General features: G+C 58.9%; 15 protein-coding genes and 4 tRNA genes. 7 read left to right on the top strand and 12 right to left on the bottom strand.

All coding sequences use genetic code 11. From position 1 onward, the window contains the following. Positions 1 to 105: 105 nt before the first annotated feature. Genes AB5Z02_RS02885 through AB5Z02_RS02875 form a run of 3 tightly spaced genes read right to left on the bottom strand, consistent with a single transcriptional unit; the run spans position 106 to position 4,928 of the window. A complete protein-coding gene (locus AB5Z02_RS02885; protein WP_005339270.1) occupies positions 106 to 3,186 on the bottom strand; it encodes a multidrug efflux RND transporter permease subunit in 3,081 nt (1,026 codons plus the stop codon). A gap of 15 nt (positions 3,187 to 3,201) precedes the next feature. After that, positions 3,202 to 4,335, bottom strand: coding sequence for an efflux RND transporter periplasmic adaptor subunit (locus AB5Z02_RS02880; RefSeq protein WP_005355753.1), 1,134 nt, complete (start codon positions 4,333 to 4,335; stop codon positions 3,202 to 3,204). Beyond that, positions 4,332 to 4,928, bottom strand: coding sequence for a TetR/AcrR family transcriptional regulator (locus AB5Z02_RS02875; RefSeq protein ID WP_005339267.1), 597 nt, complete (start codon positions 4,926 to 4,928; stop codon positions 4,332 to 4,334). Before AB5Z02_RS02875 ends, AB5Z02_RS02880 begins: the two co-directional genes overlap by 4 nt. Positions 4,929 to 5,160: 232 nt before the next feature. Between AB5Z02_RS02875 and AB5Z02_RS02870 the strand changes: the two genes are divergently transcribed. From AB5Z02_RS02870 to AB5Z02_RS02850, 5 genes are all read left to right on the top strand, one after another. After that, positions 5,161 to 5,237 (top strand) — tRNA-Arg (locus AB5Z02_RS02870). 51 nt (positions 5,238 to 5,288) lie between these two features. Next, positions 5,289 to 5,364 (top strand) — tRNA-His (locus AB5Z02_RS02865). Between the two features lie 20 nt (positions 5,365 to 5,384). Beyond that, positions 5,385 to 5,470: transfer RNA gene (locus AB5Z02_RS02860), tRNA-Leu, on the top strand. A gap of 76 nt (positions 5,471 to 5,546) precedes the next feature. Further along, a tRNA-Pro gene (locus tag AB5Z02_RS02855) sits at positions 5,547 to 5,623 on the top strand. A gap of 179 nt (positions 5,624 to 5,802) precedes the next feature. After that, positions 5,803 to 6,318 carry a ricin-type beta-trefoil lectin domain protein gene (locus tag AB5Z02_RS02850; protein ID WP_064339092.1) on the top strand — a complete coding sequence of 172 codons (516 nt, stop codon included), beginning with the start codon at positions 5,803 to 5,805 and terminating at the stop codon, positions 6,316 to 6,318. 34 nt (positions 6,319 to 6,352) lie between these two features. Here the strand turns inward: AB5Z02_RS02850 and AB5Z02_RS02845 are convergent, their stop codons facing one another. The 8 genes from AB5Z02_RS02845 to AB5Z02_RS02810 all read right to left on the bottom strand — a co-directional run bounded on the left by AB5Z02_RS02845 (position 6,353) and on the right by AB5Z02_RS02810 (position 14,319). Then, positions 6,353 to 7,168 carry a Cof-type HAD-IIB family hydrolase gene (locus AB5Z02_RS02845; RefSeq protein ID WP_368215256.1) on the bottom strand — a complete coding sequence of 272 codons (816 nt, stop codon included), beginning with the start codon at positions 7,166 to 7,168 and terminating at the stop codon, positions 6,353 to 6,355. Positions 7,169 to 7,257: 89 nt separating this feature from the next. Then, positions 7,258 to 8,298 carry an alpha/beta fold hydrolase gene (locus AB5Z02_RS02840; protein WP_368215231.1) on the bottom strand — a complete coding sequence of 347 codons (1,041 nt, stop codon included), beginning with the start codon at positions 8,296 to 8,298 and terminating at the stop codon, positions 7,258 to 7,260. Continuing rightward, complete coding sequence (locus AB5Z02_RS02835) at positions 8,298 to 8,957, bottom strand: CatB-related O-acetyltransferase (RefSeq protein ID WP_368215229.1); 660 nt, start codon at positions 8,955 to 8,957, stop codon at positions 8,298 to 8,300. Before AB5Z02_RS02835 ends, AB5Z02_RS02840 begins: the two co-directional genes overlap by 1 nt. Continuing rightward, positions 8,957 to 9,688: a tRNA (guanosine(18)-2'-O)-methyltransferase TrmH gene (trmH, locus tag AB5Z02_RS02830; protein WP_236767853.1), complete on the bottom strand. Its 732-nt coding sequence runs from the start codon at positions 9,686 to 9,688 to the stop codon at positions 8,957 to 8,959. The genes AB5Z02_RS02835 and trmH overlap by 1 nt, the downstream gene beginning before the upstream one ends. Before the next feature lie 44 nt (positions 9,689 to 9,732). Further along, entirely contained in the window at positions 9,733 to 11,850 is a 2,118-nt protein-coding gene (spoT, locus tag AB5Z02_RS02825) for a bifunctional GTP diphosphokinase/guanosine-3',5'-bis pyrophosphate 3'-pyrophosphohydrolase (RefSeq protein ID WP_005339255.1), read from the bottom strand. Positions 11,851 to 11,981: 131 nt separating this feature from the next. Beyond that, on the bottom strand, positions 11,982 to 12,257 hold the full coding sequence (rpoZ, locus tag AB5Z02_RS02820; RefSeq protein WP_005307060.1) for a DNA-directed RNA polymerase subunit omega: 276 nt from the start codon (positions 12,255 to 12,257) through the stop codon (positions 11,982 to 11,984). 79 nt (positions 12,258 to 12,336) lie between these two features. Beyond that, positions 12,337 to 12,963, bottom strand: coding sequence for a guanylate kinase (gmk, locus tag AB5Z02_RS02815; protein WP_005339253.1), 627 nt, complete (start codon positions 12,961 to 12,963; stop codon positions 12,337 to 12,339). Between the two features lie 303 nt (positions 12,964 to 13,266). After that, the gene (locus tag AB5Z02_RS02810; RefSeq protein ID WP_368215227.1) at positions 13,267 to 14,319 is read right to left on the bottom strand and encodes a glycosyltransferase family 9 protein; all 1,053 of its coding nucleotides are present in this window, start codon (positions 14,317 to 14,319) and stop codon (positions 13,267 to 13,269) included. 222 nt (positions 14,320 to 14,541) lie between these two features. Between AB5Z02_RS02810 and AB5Z02_RS02805 the strand changes: the two genes are divergently transcribed. After that, positions 14,542 to 15,255, top strand: a complete 714-nt coding sequence (locus AB5Z02_RS02805; protein WP_005339249.1) for a 3-deoxy-D-manno-octulosonic acid kinase — start codon at positions 14,542 to 14,544, stop codon at positions 15,253 to 15,255. Positions 15,256 to 15,325: 70 nt separating this feature from the next. Next, on the top strand, positions 15,326 to 16,189 hold the full coding sequence (locus tag AB5Z02_RS02800) for a sensor domain-containing diguanylate cyclase (RefSeq protein WP_216956763.1): 864 nt from the start codon (positions 15,326 to 15,328) through the stop codon (positions 16,187 to 16,189). Between the two features lie 6 nt (positions 16,190 to 16,195). Here the strand turns inward: AB5Z02_RS02800 and AB5Z02_RS02795 are convergent, their stop codons facing one another. Further along, a complete protein-coding gene (locus tag AB5Z02_RS02795; protein ID WP_368215225.1) occupies positions 16,196 to 17,050 on the bottom strand; it encodes a carboxylate/amino acid/amine transporter in 855 nt (284 codons plus the stop codon). Positions 17,051 to 17,052: the final 2 nt, after the last annotated feature.

Raw genomic sequence — 17,052 nt, 5'->3', positions numbered from 1 at the left:
TCTGGATGTGGTGTTTTTTAGTTTAACTGCTTCATGCACTTATGTCGTCTTTCCTGCGAAGCATAAAAAAGGCCCCGTATCGGGGCCTTTGCATGTGATTGATGATTAATGTCCGCCGTTTGCTTTGGGCGGAATGGTTTCATCGAATACCGGCAAGGGTTTGTGCTCGGAAGCCAGATAGGTGTAGATCACCGGCAGCACGAACAGGGTAAACAGGGTGCCGATGGCAAGACCTGCCACGATGACGATACCGATACTGAAACGCTGTGCCGCACCGGCGCCAGCGGCGTAGAGCAGTGGGATCAGGCCGGCAATCATGGCGGCCGTGGTCATCAGGATCGGGCGCAGACGAACCTTGGCGGCTTGCATCACGGCTTCCATCCGGTTCATGCCGCGCAGCAGCTGCTCTTCCTTTGCTACTTCACAGATCAGGATACCGTGCTTGGTAATCAGACCCACCAGGGTGATGAGGCCCACCTGGGAGTAGATGTTCATGGTCGCCATACCCCATGCAAGGGCAATCAAGGCCCCGCTGATGGCGAGCGGTACAGAGACCATGATGACCAGCGGGTCACGCACCGACTCGAACTGGATTGCCAGCACCAGGAAGATGATGGCCAGTGCCAGCGCGAAGGTGGCATAGAGCGCATTGCCTTCGGTGACGAACTGACGGGCTTCACCCATGAAGTCGTAACGATAGCCTTGCGGCAGCTTCTCGTCGGCGGTGGTCTGGAACCAGTTGATCGCATCACCCATGGCCACGCCCGGAGCCGGAACGGCGCCTATGGTGGCGGAGTTCAGCTGGTTGAAGTGGGGCAGGGCGCGGGGCTCGCCAACCACTTCAATGCTGATCAGGCTGCCGAGCGGGATCGACTTACCGTCTGCGGCCCGCACGTAATAGCCCTTGATGGACTCCGGATTGAGACGGTACTTGCGCTCGACCTGCGGGATCACCTCGTAGGAGCGGCCATCTAGGTCGATACGGTTGACGTAACCGTCTGCCATCATGGTGCCCATGGTGATACCTATATCCTGCATGGTGATGCCGTAGGCACCCGCCTTGTCCTTGTCGATGCGGATCTTCATGGTGGCGGAGTCGTAGTTCAGATCGAGATCCGAATAGACGAACTGACCGTTACTCTGCGCCGCTGCCAGAATTTCACCGGCCACCAGGAACAGGCTTTCGAAGCTGTTCGGGGTGGTGATGACGAACTGGATAGGCAGACCACTCGATGCACCCGGCAGTTCCGGGAACTGGAAGGTGGTGATGGCCATACCCGGGATGTCTTTCACCAGATTGGCGACCCGGTCCAGCACCTCTTTCTGGCTCGCTTCACGCTGGCTCCAGGGCACCATGGAGGCGATACCGAACGCCTGGTTGGCGTTGAACACCCCGGAGAAGACCTGGGAGAAGGCGATCTCGGGCTGGTCGTCCAGGATCTTGTTCACATCCGCCATGGTGTTTTCGATGTAGTCCAGGTTGGCGTTGGACGGTGCGGTACCCAGCACGGCCATTACCCCCTTGTCCTCTGACGGTGCCAGTTCGCTCGGGATGAACTTGAACAGCAGCGGCAGGCTGGCGAAGACGATGACGGCGAACACCACGATGACGGGGCGCTTTTTCATCACGGCGTGCAGCATGCTGTCGTAGCGATCGGTCATCCGTTCCAGCAGGTGGTGGACTGTGCTCTCGAATTTGCCCGGCTTCTCGTTGGCCTTGAGCATCTTGGAACACATCATCGGTGACAGAGTCAGGGCGATGATGCCCGAGACGAACACGGCGCCAGCCAGCGTCAGGGCAAACTCCTTGAACAGAGAGCCGGTGATGCCCCCCATCAGGGCGATAGGGGCGTATACCGCAGCCAGAGTAACCGTCATGGCGATAACCGGCACCGCAATTTCACGGGTACCGATAATGGCGGCCCGGAACGGTTCTTCCCCCTCCTTGATATGACGGTCGACGTTCTCCAGCACCACGATGGCGTCATCCACCACCAGACCGATCGCCAGCACCATCGCCAGCAGAGTCATCAGGTTTATCGAGAAGCCGAACATATCCATCATCATCACCACGCCGATAAGACTGAGCGGAATGGTGATGATCGGGATGATGACCGCGCGGAACGAACCGAGGAACAGGGTGATGACCACCAGAACGATGGCGGCTGCCTCCAGGATGGTCTTGATAACCTCGTGGATGGACTCGTTGATCGCCACGGTGGAGTCATACATCACGTTGAGACGCATGGTGCTCGGCATGTTGCGCTCAAGGCTCGGCAGCAACGCCAGCACATCGTGGGCGATGTTGATGGGATTGGCTGTCGGCGCGGCGTTGACCGCCATGACCACAGCTTCGCGGCCGTTGGCGCTGGCGCGATAGATGTCGTGGCTCTTCTCAAGGGTCACCTTGGCAATGTCGGAAAGGCGGATCACCTTGCCGTCACGGGTAGCAACCACCAGACGCTTCAGCTCGTCGACATCCTTGACCTGGGTCTCGGCGTTGCCGTTGAACAGGGTGAAGTAACCGGTCGCCTGACCTGTCGCGGACTGATAGTTATTGCTGTTGAGCACCGTCATCACGTCGCTGGCGGTCAGGTTGAAGGCCGCCATCTTGGCCGGATCCAGCCATACCCGCAGGGCAAACTCGACACCGCCGTAGAGGTCAACCTTGGAGACCCCGCCCACGGTAAAGAGCTGCGGCTTGATAACCCGCTCCAGATAGTCGGTGATCTGGCTGGAATTGAGCTCCGGGCTGGTAAAGCCGAGGTAGAGCACCGCCGTGGTTGAACCGGTGGAGGAGGTGACCGAAGGGTCTTCCGCCTCTTTCGGCAACTGGGAGCGCACCGAGTTCACCTTCGCCAGGATGTCGGACAGCGCGGCGTTGGGGTCGGTGTTGAGCTTCATGTACGCGGTGATGGTGGAGCTGCCCAGCTGGCTGGAGGAGGTCATGAAGTCGATGTTGTCGGCTTGCGCGACCGCCTGTTCCAGTGGCTGGGTGATGAACCCCTGGATCAGATCAGAACTGGCGCCATAGTAGCCAGTGCTGACGGTGATCACCGTGTTGGTCACCTCGGGGTATTCCCGTACCTGCATCTTGAAGATGGCCTGAAAGCCCAGCAAGGCGATCAGGAAGCTGAGCGAGATCGCCAGCACAGGCCGTTTTATAAATATGTCAGTAAATCGCATCGCAGATCTCCGCGCTTACAGCATCGGGGTTTGTGCCGGAACGGCCAGGGCATCGTTCTCGACCACATGCACCTTGGTGTCGTTGCTCAGGCGAACCTGACCCGACAGTACGATCTGGTCACCGGCCTGGATGCCGGAGAGCACATGCACATCGTTGCCACGGCGCTCACCGGCCTTGACCACAACCTGCTTGGCTCGCAGCACTTTTACCTTGTTACCCTCTTTGTCGGTCTCTTCGCCCTCTTTGAGCACGTAGACGTTCTGACCGTAAAGGGTGAAGGAGATAGCGGTCTGCGGGATCACGATCTGATCTTTCACCGTCGGCAGAATGATGCTGGCGCGGGCGAACATACCGGAACGCAGCTGACCGTCGTTGTTCGGAATGTCTGCCTGTACCTGGATCAGGCCGCTCTGGAAGTTGACCGCAGGCTCGATGGCGGTGATATGACCGTCAAACTGGGTTTGCGGATAGGCATCCACATTGATCTTGATGGTCTGGCCCAGCTTGATTTTGGAGATATCGGTCTGGGGCACGGTGAAGCGCAGGCGCATCACGCTGGTATCCTCCAGGCGCACGATATCTGTGCCCGGCTGCAGATACTGACCGAGGAACACATTGCGCAGGCCGACCACGCCGCTAAAGGGCGCACGGACTTCACGACGGGCAATGGTCGCCTTCAGACTCTCGATATCCGCTTCCAGCGAGCGATAGGCCGCTTCCGCCTCATCCAGCTGCTCTTTGGAGATGGAGCTGGTCTTGTAGAGGTTCTGGAAACGATCGAACTTGGCTTTTGCCGCCGGCAGCTTGGCCTGGGAGGCGCGCAGATTGGCCCGCTCCACGGTGGAGTCCAGGCTCAGCAGCAGCTGGTCTGCCTTGACCGGTTTGCCTGACTCGAAGGTGATGGCGTCAATGGTACCTGCCAGTTCGGTGGAGAGGGTCACCCCCTGATTCGGCTCGATGAAGCCGATCGCTTCGATGGTCGGTACCCAATCCTGCGCCTTGGTCACCATGGCGGTGACGGGGAACTCGGGTTCCGGCCGGTTGGCCATGTATTGGGCAATCATCTTCTGTTTGAACAAATTGAAGCCGATGACGCTGCCAAACAAGGCGATCGCTATCAGCAACATAATGGCCATCCACTTTTTCATGAACAGGCTCCTGAGGTGGAAAGATTGGGGGATAAAATGGCATTCCAGCTGGCCCGGATCGCGGTTTCCAACTGCGATTCGGTCAGCGTGATGTTGTGCACCCTGCACTGCAGGGCCAGATGCATGACACTGTCCAGACTCAACACCTGGAGTGCCCGTATCGGTAAATCAATAAACAATCCTTGTTCAACGCCCTGTTCAAAAAATCGGTCCAGAGGCTCCCAGGCAGCCAGAATGACAGGATTGGTCTCCAATTCTGCCCCTAGCGGAGAGCTCTCGTACTGCAATTTGCACCGGATAGCGTTGGGTTCGTTAACAAAAATGGCATGAATATTGAGCCATAATTGGCGAAATTGTTGAAATGAAACTTTATCGATTGCTACATCGGCCATGACCATGGGCACACACTGCAAGATAGTGTGCTGGTGCAGTTGCCGGATCAGATCATCCTTGTCGCCGAAGTAACGATAGATAGTGCCGGTGGCAACATTGGCCTTCTTGGCGACTTCTGCAATCGACAGACCATGAAAACCCCGTTCACCCAGCACCTCATGGGCCGCGTTGAAGATGCTCTCTTTTTTATCCAGAATCATCAGTGTGACTTTCGATTGAATGAACGTTCATTCATTCTAGATGGGCACCAAATCAAGTCAAGGCAGCAAGGCGATTTGCGACTGCGATCTGCCCCTTTTCGGCTGGCAGCAGGGGAATAGTGGAAGAAAAGTGCGCAATATGCTTGAAAAAACAACGAACAGTGTTTCGGTGACAGAAAAGTGTAGACAAACCAGCAACCATCATTAATAATGCGCCCCGTTCGACAGCGTAGCGCCCGTAGCTCAGCTGGATAGAGCGCTGCCCTCCGGAGGCAGAGGTCACAGGTTCGAATCCTGTCGGGCGCACCATCAAAAGTGCGTCGGTTAAACGGGCGTTGTTGTGGAACGAAAACAGCTGTGGTGGCTGTAGCTCAGTTGGTAGAGTCCCGGATTGTGATTCCGGTTGTCGTGGGTTCGAGCCCCATCAGCCACCCCATTTTACAGCTTGTCAGGTACGCGAAGGTGGCGGAATTGGTAGACGCGCTAGCTTCAGGTGTTAGTGCCCCCCGGGTGTGAGGGTTCGAGTCCCTCTCTTCGCACCATACTTGCTGTATGACGAGGATGACCATAAGGTCGTCTTTGTTTTTTTGAAGTAAACTATTTTGAAAGAAATAGCCTCGGTGATTAGCGCAGTCCGGTAGCGCATCTGGTTTGGGACCAGAGGGTCAAAGGTTCGAATCCTTTATCACCGACCACATTTTGAAAAACCTCGCTTCGGCGGGGTTTTTTGCTTTCCGGCCTCCGCTGGGCCAGTATTCTCTCCCTGTTACGTCTGTTTACACTCTATTTGGGCAGCGCGCCCCGCCTTTCGGTTATGCTTCAGCCTCGAGTCACTGACAACCGGATGTCATCGGCCCATTTCAGGCATTTTTCCATGAATGACAAAATTTCCTTTGCTTGCTCTCCCGCCCTGCTGGCTGCCTTGCTGCTAGGGGGCTGTACCATCAAGCCGCCATCCACCGATGTGATGATGGGCTCAATTGCATCACAACCGCAGGAGGAGCGCTCTCTCTCCCCCTTGCTGACCAGCGGTGATTTTTGCGTTGCGGTTTCCCAGCAGAAGGTGTTGGCACAACCTTGCAGCGGAAAAGACGATCAACTGTTCGAGTGGGATCTGGGTGAGTTGCGCCTGCAGGATCTCTGTTTGCAAGCCAAAAACGACAGCGAAGTGATGCTGGCACCCTGTGACGGTCAGGCGCAGTGGGAGTGGCAGAAAGACAGGCTGTTCAACAGCAAGGTCTCCCGCTGCCTCGATGTGGCCGGGCGACGCCATACCCCCGGCACGCCGCTGCGGCTGGCTGAATGCTACGGCGGGGCGAACCAGAGCTTCAGCTGGCAGCGGCCCAATCCCTGGCTGGAGACCCTGAAAAAACAAAGCCTCACATGGTGAGGCTTTGTTGAATCGAATGTCGGGATGAAGAGGATCAGGCTGCGCTGACGCTCTCCAGCTCGAACAGTTTTTCCAGATAGGCAGCGACGCCATCTTCATCGGAGGTGAGGGTCTGCTCATACTCCGGCAGCGCCATTTTCAGGCGGTCATGGGCGTTGCCCATCACGATGCCGCGTCCCACCATGGTCAGCATCTCGAAGTCGTTCATGCCATCGCCGAAGGCGATCGCCTCCGACATATCGAAACCATTCTGCTCCAGCACGGCTCGCACCGCATTACCCTTGTGCACCCCGGCGTGCATCACTTCGAGGCAGTCCGGCAGGGAGAAGGTGACGTTGAGCTGCTCGCCATAGCGCTGGTTGAGGTGTGCCTCGATCTTCAGCAGCTTCTCGTGGTCACCGATGTAGAACACCTTGTTGATCTGCTCTTTCGGTTCCTGCTTCAGGTCATCGACCAGACGGTAGGTGAACCCTGACTCGTCGTGGAACTGCAGCAGCCAGGGCAGCTCTTCTTCCACCACCCAGTCATCACCCTGATAGACATTGAGGTGGATAGAGGGGTCGCGCTCCAGCGCAATCAGTTCGGCGGCGATCTCGGTCGGCAGCGGCTGGTTGAAAATCAGCTGATCCTGTTTGTCATGGACCACGGCGCCATTGGAAGTAATGAGGTAGATGTCCATCCCCAGCGCATCGCGGAAGCTGCGAACGTCAACGTGATGACGGCCGGTGGCGACCACGAATTTCACACCTTGCTCTACCAGGCGGTGCAGGGTATCCCGGGTACGGGGAGAGATCTGGTGCTGCTTGTTGAGCAGAGTGCCATCGAGATCGGATACAACTACCTTGAACATCATTACCTCGGCATCGATTGAAAACAGGGGCAGTTTACCTTAGCCCGCACTGTCACCCCATTTATTTAGGGTTACAAAAAATAGCCAGCTCAGAAGCGGGCGAAAAAGTCGACCATCGCGGTCAGGGCGGGCTGGCGCTTGTCATCGGATTCGATAAACAGCTCGTGCCAGGCACCCTCGATGCGCAGTGGTTTGCCCCCTTCGCACTTGGCAATGGTGCAGAAGCGATCCTGTGCGGCATTGTCCACCACGCTGTCGTTGCCAGCCTGCAGCACCAGCAGCGGGGTTTTGATGGCGCCTGCATCGGCGATGGCGGCATCGGCACCGGTGATCCCCTGATAAATCCAGTGGGCGGTGGCGCCACCCAGCTTGAGCTGCGGGTGCTGCTCGTAGATTTGGCGGAAGGCTTGATAGCGGGGTTGGCTGTGAGTCAGTTCGTTATCGGCAAAGCCGTGATCCTGATAGGCGCCCTGACCGGGGCCGTAGGGAGGCTCACCAAGCCAGCCGCCGACCGTGCCTATGGTGCTCGCCAATCCCTTGGCCAGCCACTTGGGCAGACCGCCGAGATTGATGCCCAGCATGGGGGAGGAGAGCACGGCCGCCTTGATATCATCGGGCCAGCGTTCCAGATAGCGGGCCGAGATGGCGCCGCCCATGGAGTGGGCCAGCAGGAACAGCTTGGCAGGTTGGTCCGCCATGATGATCTGGTCGTGAAACTGCTTGAGATCGACCACATAATCGTCGAACTGGTCGACATATCCCTTCTGCGGGTCATCCAGCATCCGGTCGGACATCCCCTGACCGCGATGGTCGATAAGGTAGAGGCTGTAGCCCTGACGCCAGAGATCCCACGCTAGCTCCTGATACTTGAGGTAGCTCTCGACCCTGCCATTGACGATCAGGATGGCGCGATCGACCTTGGCTTGCCGTAGCGCAGCATAGCGGATGGTCACCCCATCCTTGCCCTTAAACTCTCTTTCCACCGCATGCTGGCGCCAGAAGTCTGGCAGGGTTTGCTGGTAGAGGCTGGGTACATCGGCTTCGCTGGTGAGCTGATAGGGATTGGTCACGGCAAGGGCTCCGGCAGAAAACAGGGTCAGGGCCAACAGGGAAAGAGAGAGGGGTTTCATCAGGCACACTCCTGTTGCCAATGGTGATAAAGGGCGGCGATATCCCCCGAGCAGAGCAGCGCCATGCTGGCTTGCAAGTGAGGCAGGGGCCAGTCCCACCACTGCATCTCTTGCAGCATGAGGATCTGCTCATCGTTGAAACGGCGGCGGATCGGTTGGGCCGGGTTGCCGCCGACTATGGTGTAAGGGGCCACATCCTTGGTCACCACGGCGCGGGTGGCGATGACGGCGCCATCACCTATGGTGATGCCGGGCATGATCATCGCTTCCGAGCCGATCCAGACATCGTTGCCAATCCGGGTGTCCCCCTTGCGCTGGAAGCCGCTGCGGGCCCCTTCGCCAAAGGTGTCGGGGTTGAACGGGAAGGTTGAGACCCAATCCAGCCGGTGGCCCTGATTGCCCGCCAACATGAAGGTGGCGCCCGAGCCGATGGAGCAGAACTTGCCGATGATCAGCCGATCCACCTCGCCCCAGAGGCCGCTCTCCCAGGTGTCGCGGGTCGAGCCATCGCCGAGCAGGTAACGGACGCAGTGATCCTCGAACGGCTTGCCGTGGTAGTAGCCGGAGTAGTAGCTGTAGTCGCCGGCCTCTATGTTCGGGTTGGTCAGGTGATCCCGGATGATTTGCGATTCCAGCCAGCTGCCAAAAGGGTTCTCCATCACTCCTCCTGCGGATCGTCCTGTTCGCTCTGCTGGGCCCACCCTTTGCGGGTCAGCTGCATCCGTTGCCACCACTCTTCGTCCGCCAGAATTTCACCGGCCGGGCCGAGCTGGGGGTAGGACATCTCTTTCTCTTTGCAGAGCTGGGCATAGATAGGATAACCCCCCTCGAACAGGATGCTGTTCTGCTCCTCCAGCGTGAGCGGGCAGCCGCGCTGATAGCAACCGGCCAGCTCGCGCTGACGCTGCGCTTCGTAGAGGATGGCGGCGGCAGCCACCGAAACGTTGAGGGACTGCACCATGCCCACCATGGGGATGACGATATGGTGGTCGGCCAGCGCCAGCGCCTCTTCACCGATGCCGTGTTTCTCCTGACCCACCAGAATGGCGGTCGGTTTGGTGTAGTCGATGGCGCGAAAATCGACCGAGCTGTCGGAGAGGTGGGTTGCCAGGATCTGCATGCCGGAGGCTTTCAGCTCGGCTACCGCGCTGCCGATATCCGGGTGCAGTTTTACATCCACCCAGTTCTGGCTGCCGCGGGCGGTGCCTTTGCGCTTGTGGATCCAGGTTTTGGGCCAGACCGCGTGTACCCGGTGGATGCCGATGGCATCGGCGGTACGCACGATGGCAGCCAGATTGTGAGGTTTGTGGACCTCTTCCATGCAGACGGTCAAATCGAGCTGACGCTGGGCCAGCATGTCGGTGATGCGCTTGAAGCGTTCGGGAGTCATGGCTTGTCTCTATAAAAGCAGCAGGCGGCTTGCGCCGCCTGTGTTCAGTTCTTCTGTCGGCTCACCTTGAGCACGTTGGGCATCACGCGGATCTTGCGCATGATGTTGGCCAGGTGGATGCGGCTCTTGGTGGTGATGAGCAGGCTGACCTGATAGACCCGGCCATCCTTCTCTTCGGTGCTGATGGCGTGAATATTGGCGCCGGTGGCGGCAATCACGTTGGCCAGCTCGGCCAGCGCACCCTGATGGTTGACGATTTCGATGCTGATGCCGGTGCGGAACTCCTGTTCCTGCTCCTTGTCCACTTCCCACTGCACCGGCAGGTACTTGTCCGGCTCCTTGCTGTAGCCCTTGATGTTGCGACAGGCTTCCTGGTGGATCACCAGACCCTTGCCCGGGCTGATGTGGGCGATAATGGCATCCCCCGGGATCGGGCGGCAGCAGTTGGCGAAGGTGACCAACATGCCGTCGGCACCCTTGATCGGCATCTTTTTGCTGCTGGTTTTGGGCTGTTCTTCCGGCGGCAGTTCATCCCCCAGCATGCGGCGCGCCACCATAACACTCATGGCGTTGCCGAGGCCCACATCGGCCAGCAGCCCCTGCAGGTTCTCGTGCTTGGTGTCGGCCAGCACCTGTTTGATGCGCGGCTCGGGAATGTCTTCGATATTCTTGGCGCCCAGAGCATGGTTGAGCAGGCGGCGACCCAGTACCACCGACTCTTCGGTGCGCAGGTTCTTGAGGAACTGGCGGATCTTGGAACGGGCCTTGGTGGTCACCACGAAGTTGAGCCAGGCCGCGTTGGGGCGGGCGCCCGGCGCAGTGATGATCTCCACCGTCTGGCCCGAGTGCAGCGGACTGCTGAGCGGGTAGGGGTGGCGGTCGACCCGTGAACCAACGCAGGCGTGGCCGATGTCGGTGTGCACTGTGTAGGCAAAATCCACCGGCGTGGCGCCAGCGGGCAGCTCCATGATGCGTCCTTCCGGCGTGAACACGTAGATCTCGTCGGGGAAGAGGTCGGTTTTGACCCCTTCGATAAATTCAAACGAGCTGCCGGCGCTCTGCTGCAATTCCAGCAGGCTCTGCATCCAGCGCTGGGCGCGGATCTGGGCAGTGGTGCCCGAACTGTCGCCATCCTGCTTGTAGGCCCAGTGGGCGGCAACCCCTTTGTCGGCCATCTGATCCATGAACTCGGTGCGAATTTGCACCTCCACTGGTACCCCGTGAGGCCCCACCAGCGAGGTATGCAGCGACTGGTAGCCGTTGGTCTTGGGGATGGCGATGTAATCCTTGAAGCGGCCGGGGCGCGGTTTGTAGAGGCTGTGCATCTGTCCCAGCACCCGGTAACAGGTATCTATGTCCTTCACTTTGACACGAAAGGCGTAGATATCCATTACCTCATGAAATTGCAGCTCTTTTTTCTCCATCTTGTTGTAGATGGAGAACAGGTTCTTCTCGCGGCCACTGACCTGATGCTCGATCCCCGCCTCTTTCAGGCGACCGCTGATTTCGCTCTGGATGGAGTCGATGATCTCGCGGCGATTGCCACGGGCGCGGCGCACCGATTCGCGCAGCACGCGGGATCGCATCGGATAGAGCGCCTCGAAGCCCAGCTCTTCCAGCTCGTTCTTCATGGTGTGAATACCGAGGCGGTTGGCGATGGGGGCGAAGATTTCGAGGGTTTCCCGGGCGATGCGGCGGCGTTTGTCCGGTCGCAGGGAACCCAGGGTACGCATATTGTGGGTGCGGTCGGCCAGCTTGATCAGAATGACCCGGATATCCTGGGTCATCGCCATCACCATCTTGCGGAAGTTCTCGGCCTGCGCCTCTTTGCGATCGCGAAATTTCAGCTTGTCGAGCTTGGAGACCCCGGCCACCAGTTCTGCAACCGCATTGCCAAACTGTTCGGCCAGATCGGCCTTGGTGACAGAGGTGTCTTCGATGACGTCGTGCAGCACGGCGGCCATCAGGGTTTCATGATCGAGGCGCATGTCACCCAGAATCCGGGCAACGGCAACAGGGTGGGTGATATAGGGTTCGCCACTAGAACGCATCTGGCCCTGGTGGGCATCACGGGCCACCACATAGGCTTGCTTGAGCTTCTCAACCTGCTCTGGCGGCAGGTAGGAACTGGCTATTTCTTTAAGGTTTTCAAATAAATACAAGACAGTCCCCGCAGCGGTAAAACGGCAATTCGTGGAATTGAGGGTATAGCCCTGAGTTTGCGAGGTTTTCGAGCGGTTGTAAATGGGGATGAACAGTCGGCACCCGGGCGGGTGCCAACCGGAGGAATAACTTAACCGCGGCCTTCGGCGATGGCAGCAACGGCAGCCAGCTCGGCGGCTTCCTGCTCTTGCTGTTCGTAGCGGTCCTGGGTGTCCATCACTTGATTGTTCACCAGACCCAGCTCGATCTCACGCAGGGCGATCACAGTCGGCTTGTCGTTCTCTTCGTCGACCAGGGGATCTTTGCCTTGTACCGCGATTTGACGAGCGCGGCGCGCGGCGACCAGCACCAGGTCAAAACGGTTACCTACCTGTTTTACAGCATCTTCTACAGTAACGCGTGCCATGCAGGACTCCAGTGTTTGGGCTTTCTGTATTTAGAAAAGCAGTGTTTAAAAATGACGCAAAAGTTTACTTGTTTTTGGCTTACTCTGCCAGTAGCTGTTGCAGCAAGTTTTTTTGAGCCTGTTGCTGGTGACGCATCTCCAGCCGTTGGCACTCAATAATGGACCTGAGCTGGAACAGCGCCTGCTCGAAGTCTTCATTGATAATGACATAGTCATACTCGTCGTAGTGCACCATTTCGGCAATGGCTTTCGCCATTCGGCCGGCAATCACTTCGGCGCTGTCCTGACCGCGCCCAATCAGGCGGCGTTCCAGCTCTTCGCGGCTGGGGGGCAGGATGAAAATGGATTTGGTCGGCATCTGCTCGCGGATCTGGCGGGCACCCTGCCAGTCGATGTCGAGGAATACGTCGATCCCCTTGGCCAGACAGGCTTCGATGGCGGCGCGTGAGGTGCCGTAGTAGTTGCCGAACACTTCGGCCCACTCCAGAAAATCACCGCGTTCGATCAGTGCCTTGAATTCTTCCACCTGAACGAAGTGGTAGTGTACGCCGTGCTCTTCGCCAGGACGGGTGGCGCGAGTGGTGTGGGAAACCGACAGCTGCATCTTGCCAGCTTGATTGTGGTTGGTCAGCAAGGCATTGAGCAGACTGGATTTACCAGCGCCGCTCGGAGAAGAGATGATATAGAGAGTGCCTTGTTGCGCCATATTATTACCTTTAATCGAAACCGCTGTTTTGGTTGTAGCAGAGACCGCCGTCTTGTGCCCGAAAGGGAGACAGCCAAACGCAAAACGCGGAAAATTCTTGAGTCAGGAGGATGTAAAGGCGACGAATTTTACCAGAATGCGGCGAATAAAAAAACGGCCGGAATCATATTCCAGCCGATCAAAGTATTCGTAGCTTGCTGCGGGAGCGTAACCCACATCAGCCTACATTGTGCCTTTGACTGAGGGCAGGGGCTATCAGGTTATCCCTGCCTGATGGCTCGGAATTCCCGAGGTGCCCTGTCACTACGGCAGTTGACGATCTGCACAGAGCCGATCGAACGCGGCGGTCACCTGCTCGCTGGTGATTTTTCGCATGGCCTCCGGGTCTTTGAGACGGGTGCGCCAGCTCAATTCGGCCAGCGGCTTGCCGGTCTCCTGTTCGACCAGCTCCTGATAGACGCTGACCACGTAGTCGCGGCACAGATATGGGCCGGTGCGTGCCGGATTGTGGTGAGCATAGAGGCCGATCACCGGCGTGCCCACTATGGTGGCCATATGGGTGGGGCCGGTATCGGGGGCCAGTACCAGACTCGCCTCGCCAATCAGCGCCAGCAGCTGCTTGAGGTTGGTCTGCCCCACCAGATCGACCGGCTTGCTCTGGCTGAGTTGCCGGATCTCGGCGGCCAGATCCCGCTCCAGCTTGGCCGGCCCGCCACAGAGATAAACCTGAAAGCCCTTGTTGGCGGCGTGATCCGCCAGCGCAGCATAGCCTGCGGCTGTCCAGTTCTTGAACGCCTTGCTGGCGGCGGCGCAGATCAGCAGGGTCGGTTTACCGCCAATCTTCTCCTTTGCCCACGCCTGATGTTCGGCGCTGATGGGCAGTTGCCAGTCCGGGGTCAGATCCTTGATGCCGAGCTCTTTGGCGAAAGCGAGGAAACCGTCCAGCACATGGGGGGAGGCAGGCGAAGGCACCTTGTGGTTGGTGAACAGCCACTGGCCGTCGTTGGCCCGTTCCCGATCAAACCCTAGTTTGACCTTGGCGCTGATGCCGAGGGTGGCGATGCTGGCTCGCATCGCTGCCTGCAGGTGGAGCAGGGCATCGAATTTGCGCCCCTTGAGGGTCTGCCAGAGATCGCGATAGCCGCGCCACCCCTTGCTCTTGTCGAAGGGGATTACTTCGACGCCGGGCAGATCAGCAAACAGGGTTGCCTCGATTTTGCCGGTGATCCAGGTGATGCGGGTTTGTGGCCACTCCCGCTGGATGACGCGCACCAGCGCCAGTGCGTGGCAGCAATCCCCGATGGCGGATAGCCGCAGGATGCAGATGGAGGAGGGGGGCGTTTGAAATAGCGGCATGTTGTGGCGCACGGCTGGCAAAAAGGGTGGATGGCATTATGCAAACTCCCCTCTGGATTGTAAAATTGCGCACAATCGTCAGCCAGGATAGGCCGGGCCCAGTGCCATGACCTGTTTCTGCACGTCGTTGATTAAAGGCAACTATTGCGGGCATGCCAGAGCGGCAGCCTCATCGCCAATTGAAAAATTGCGATCCATGACCCACCGAGCGGGATCTCCACGATGCGAGTACAGACCGAACACAACCAGATCTGCTGGTATGCCGAAGGGGCCTTTCGCGACCCCTCTCCCCAGTTATTCGATCCTGCCTGGTGGCAGAACAACCGTCAGGTGGTGGGAACCTCCATCGGGCGGGGGGTGACCTGGTTCGTCAAGGATGAGTCCCGCCATCTGGTGCTGCGCCACTACTATCGCGGCGGCATGGTGGGCAAGGTGGTGCGGGATCGCTTCTGGTTCGAAGGGGTCGAGTCGAGCCGTGCCATGGCCGAATACACCCTGCTGGCCAAGTTGTGCGAGCTGGGGTTGCCGGTGCCGCGTCCGTTTGGTGCCCGTATGGTCAAACAGGGCCCCTTCTATCGCGCCGATATCCTGATCGAGCGAATTCGCGGTGCCAAGGATATGGTGGCGTTGCTCAAGCAGGGGCCGGTGGCGACCGAGGTGTGGCACAAGATCGGTCAGACGGTACGCCAGCTGCACGATGCCGGGGTCTATCACGCCGATCTCAACAGCCACAACCTGCTGCTCGATAAAGAGGGCAAGGTGTGGGTGATCGATTTTGACAAGGGGGCGATCCGCTCCCCCGGCGAATGGCAGAAGGCCAATCTGGAACGCTTGCTCCGTTCATTCAATAAAGAGTCTCAACTGCACACCAGTTTCCACTTCGTACCGGAGAACTGGCAGACCTTGATGAACGGGTATCAGGGAAAAGCGCTCTGACCCTGTTGCTCGGCGTGAACGCCAATGTTACTTATTGAGCAGGTATTCAGATCCTGTTTCGAGGCGCCCCATGGAAATGCTCAAGACACCTTTGGTCGATGTGACTGCCCGGCTTGATCCGGGTCTGCTGTCTGATGCCATGGCGCTGCTGGAGGCGGGGATCTGGAGCTGGTCAGCCCAACATGGACTGCAGCGTGATCCCTCCTGCCTGCGCCTGTTGGGATTGGGAGAGTGCTGGCCGGATGATCTCGGCTGGCTGGATCGGGTTCATCCCGACGATGTTGCCCGGCTGGAAGATGCCCTGCTAGCCTGCCAGAGCGGCCGCAGCAGCGGTCTGCGCCTCGAATACCGCATTCTGCATCATCACGGTCACTACATCCGGCTGGAAGAGCGGATGCGTCGCGATGAGCGGGGGTATCTGCTGGGGGTTGTCCGTTACCTCGATCCAGCTGCCGTGCTGGTGGAGGAGCGACATGGCACCGATCCGTTGACCGGACTGGAGAGCCGTGGCCGTTTCGAGCAACTGCTTGAAGAGCGGCTGGCGACCGAGAGCGGCACTTTCAGTCTGCTGCAGTTTTCGGTCGATCACATGGCCAAAATCCAGCAATTGTTTGGCGAAGCGGCTTGCGACGCCATGCTGGCCAAGCTGGCGCGTATCGTGCGCCACGAGCTGCGGCGGGAAGATCCCTTCGCCCGCTGGGATGAGGACGGTTTTATCCTGATGCTCTCCCAGACCGAGCGGATGAGTGCGCTGGAGATCGCCGAGCGGCTGCGCCTCGAGATTGCCGATGCCAGCCTGCTGTCACAGCGGCCGGTCACCGTCAGCATCGGGCTGGTGCAGAGTCAGGCTGGCGAGCAGCTCGATCATCTGCTGGCCCGGCTGGCCAGCTGTCACAGTCAGGCCAGACGGGAGCACAACACCGTCGTCGGCTGAGTGCGGTCAGGGTTGGCCGCGCTTGTCACGCTGGCAGACCCAGAGCGAGGCCAGTATCAGCAGGCCGCCGATGGTCAGTCGGGTCAGGTCGGTATCCTTGCCCCAGAGCAGCAGATTGACCAGCAAGCCGGCCGGAATGAGCGCATTGTTCATGATGGCCAGCACCCCGCTGGTGACCAGCGTCGCCCCCTTGTTCCAGAGGAAGTAGCCGAGGCCGGAGGCTCCCACCCCCAGCCAGAGCAGAATGCCCCACTGCAACCCTGACGTTGGGTATTGCGGCTTGCCCAGCAGCCACCAGGCGGGCAATGCGATCACCAGCGCTCCCAGATAGAAGCAGCCGAACACCGCCAGTTGCGGCGGTTGCTCCGCCTCCCGTGCCAGCAGTACCTTGTAGCCCACCTGACCCAAGGCGAAACAGAGGTTGGCCCCCTGCACCACCAGAAATCCCAGCACATAGCTTTCGGTCAGGCCGTCGAAGCGGATGACGGCAGCCCCGAGCACCGCCAGCAGGGCGCCCCACAGATAGGTGGGCTTGAAGCGCCCTTCCAGCAGATCGTGGAGCAGGGTGACGTAGATGGGGGTGAAGATAGTAAAGACCAGCACTTCCGGCACCGTCAGCAGCAGGAAGGAGTGGTAGTAGAAGAGATACATGATGCCGAGCTGGATGGCGCCCAGCGCCATCAGCTTGGCCACCAGATCGGGGCGCAGCCAGCGGCGGCGCAGGAAGGGCAGAAACACCAGACTGGCGAGGGCGATGCGGGTCAGCACCGAGAAGTAGGCATCGACCTGACCAGCGAGGTAGACCCCGATCAGGCTGAAGGAGAATGACCAGAGCAGGGTGACCCCTATCAAGTAGTTCATGT

The organism is Aeromonas sp. R2-3 (genome assembly GCF_040908375.1).
GTDB classification, from domain to species: domain Bacteria; phylum Pseudomonadota; class Gammaproteobacteria; order Enterobacterales; family Aeromonadaceae; genus Aeromonas; species Aeromonas veronii.
The sequence above is the reverse complement of the archived record's forward strand: the minus strand, read 5'-3'. Positions and strand labels throughout refer to the sequence as shown.

Coding starts and splice junctions, on each gene's coding strand:
- AB5Z02_RS02885 (WP_005339270.1), bottom strand. CDS start 3,186: ATGCGATTTACTGACATATTTATAAAACGGCCTGTGCTGGCGATCTCG.
- AB5Z02_RS02880 (WP_005355753.1), bottom strand. CDS start 4,335: ATGAAAAAGTGGATGGCCATTATGTTGCTGATAGCGATCGCCTTGTTT.
- AB5Z02_RS02875 (WP_005339267.1), bottom strand. CDS start 4,928: ATGATTCTGGATAAAAAAGAGAGCATCTTCAACGCGGCCCATGAGGTG.
- AB5Z02_RS02850 (WP_064339092.1), top strand. CDS start 5,803: ATGAATGACAAAATTTCCTTTGCTTGCTCTCCCGCCCTGCTGGCTGCC.
- AB5Z02_RS02845 (WP_368215256.1), bottom strand. CDS start 7,168: ATGTTCAAGGTAGTTGTATCCGATCTCGATGGCACTCTGCTCAACAAG.
- AB5Z02_RS02840 (WP_368215231.1), bottom strand. CDS start 8,298: ATGAAACCCCTCTCTCTTTCCCTGTTGGCCCTGACCCTGTTTTCTGCC.
- AB5Z02_RS02835 (WP_368215229.1), bottom strand. CDS start 8,957: ATGGAGAACCCTTTTGGCAGCTGGCTGGAATCGCAAATCATCCGGGAT.
- trmH (WP_236767853.1), bottom strand. CDS start 9,688: ATGACTCCCGAACGCTTCAAGCGCATCACCGACATGCTGGCCCAGCGT.
- rpoZ (WP_005307060.1), bottom strand. CDS start 12,257: ATGGCACGCGTTACTGTAGAAGATGCTGTAAAACAGGTAGGTAACCGT.
- gmk (WP_005339253.1), bottom strand. CDS start 12,963: ATGGCGCAACAAGGCACTCTCTATATCATCTCTTCTCCGAGCGGCGCT.
- AB5Z02_RS02810 (WP_368215227.1), bottom strand. CDS start 14,319: ATGCCGCTATTTCAAACGCCCCCCTCCTCCATCTGCATCCTGCGGCTA.
- AB5Z02_RS02805 (WP_005339249.1), top strand. CDS start 14,542: ATGCGAGTACAGACCGAACACAACCAGATCTGCTGGTATGCCGAAGGG.
- AB5Z02_RS02800 (WP_216956763.1), top strand. CDS start 15,326: ATGGAAATGCTCAAGACACCTTTGGTCGATGTGACTGCCCGGCTTGAT.
- AB5Z02_RS02795 (WP_368215225.1), bottom strand. CDS start 17,050: ATGAACTACTTGATAGGGGTCACCCTGCTCTGGTCATTCTCCTTCAGC.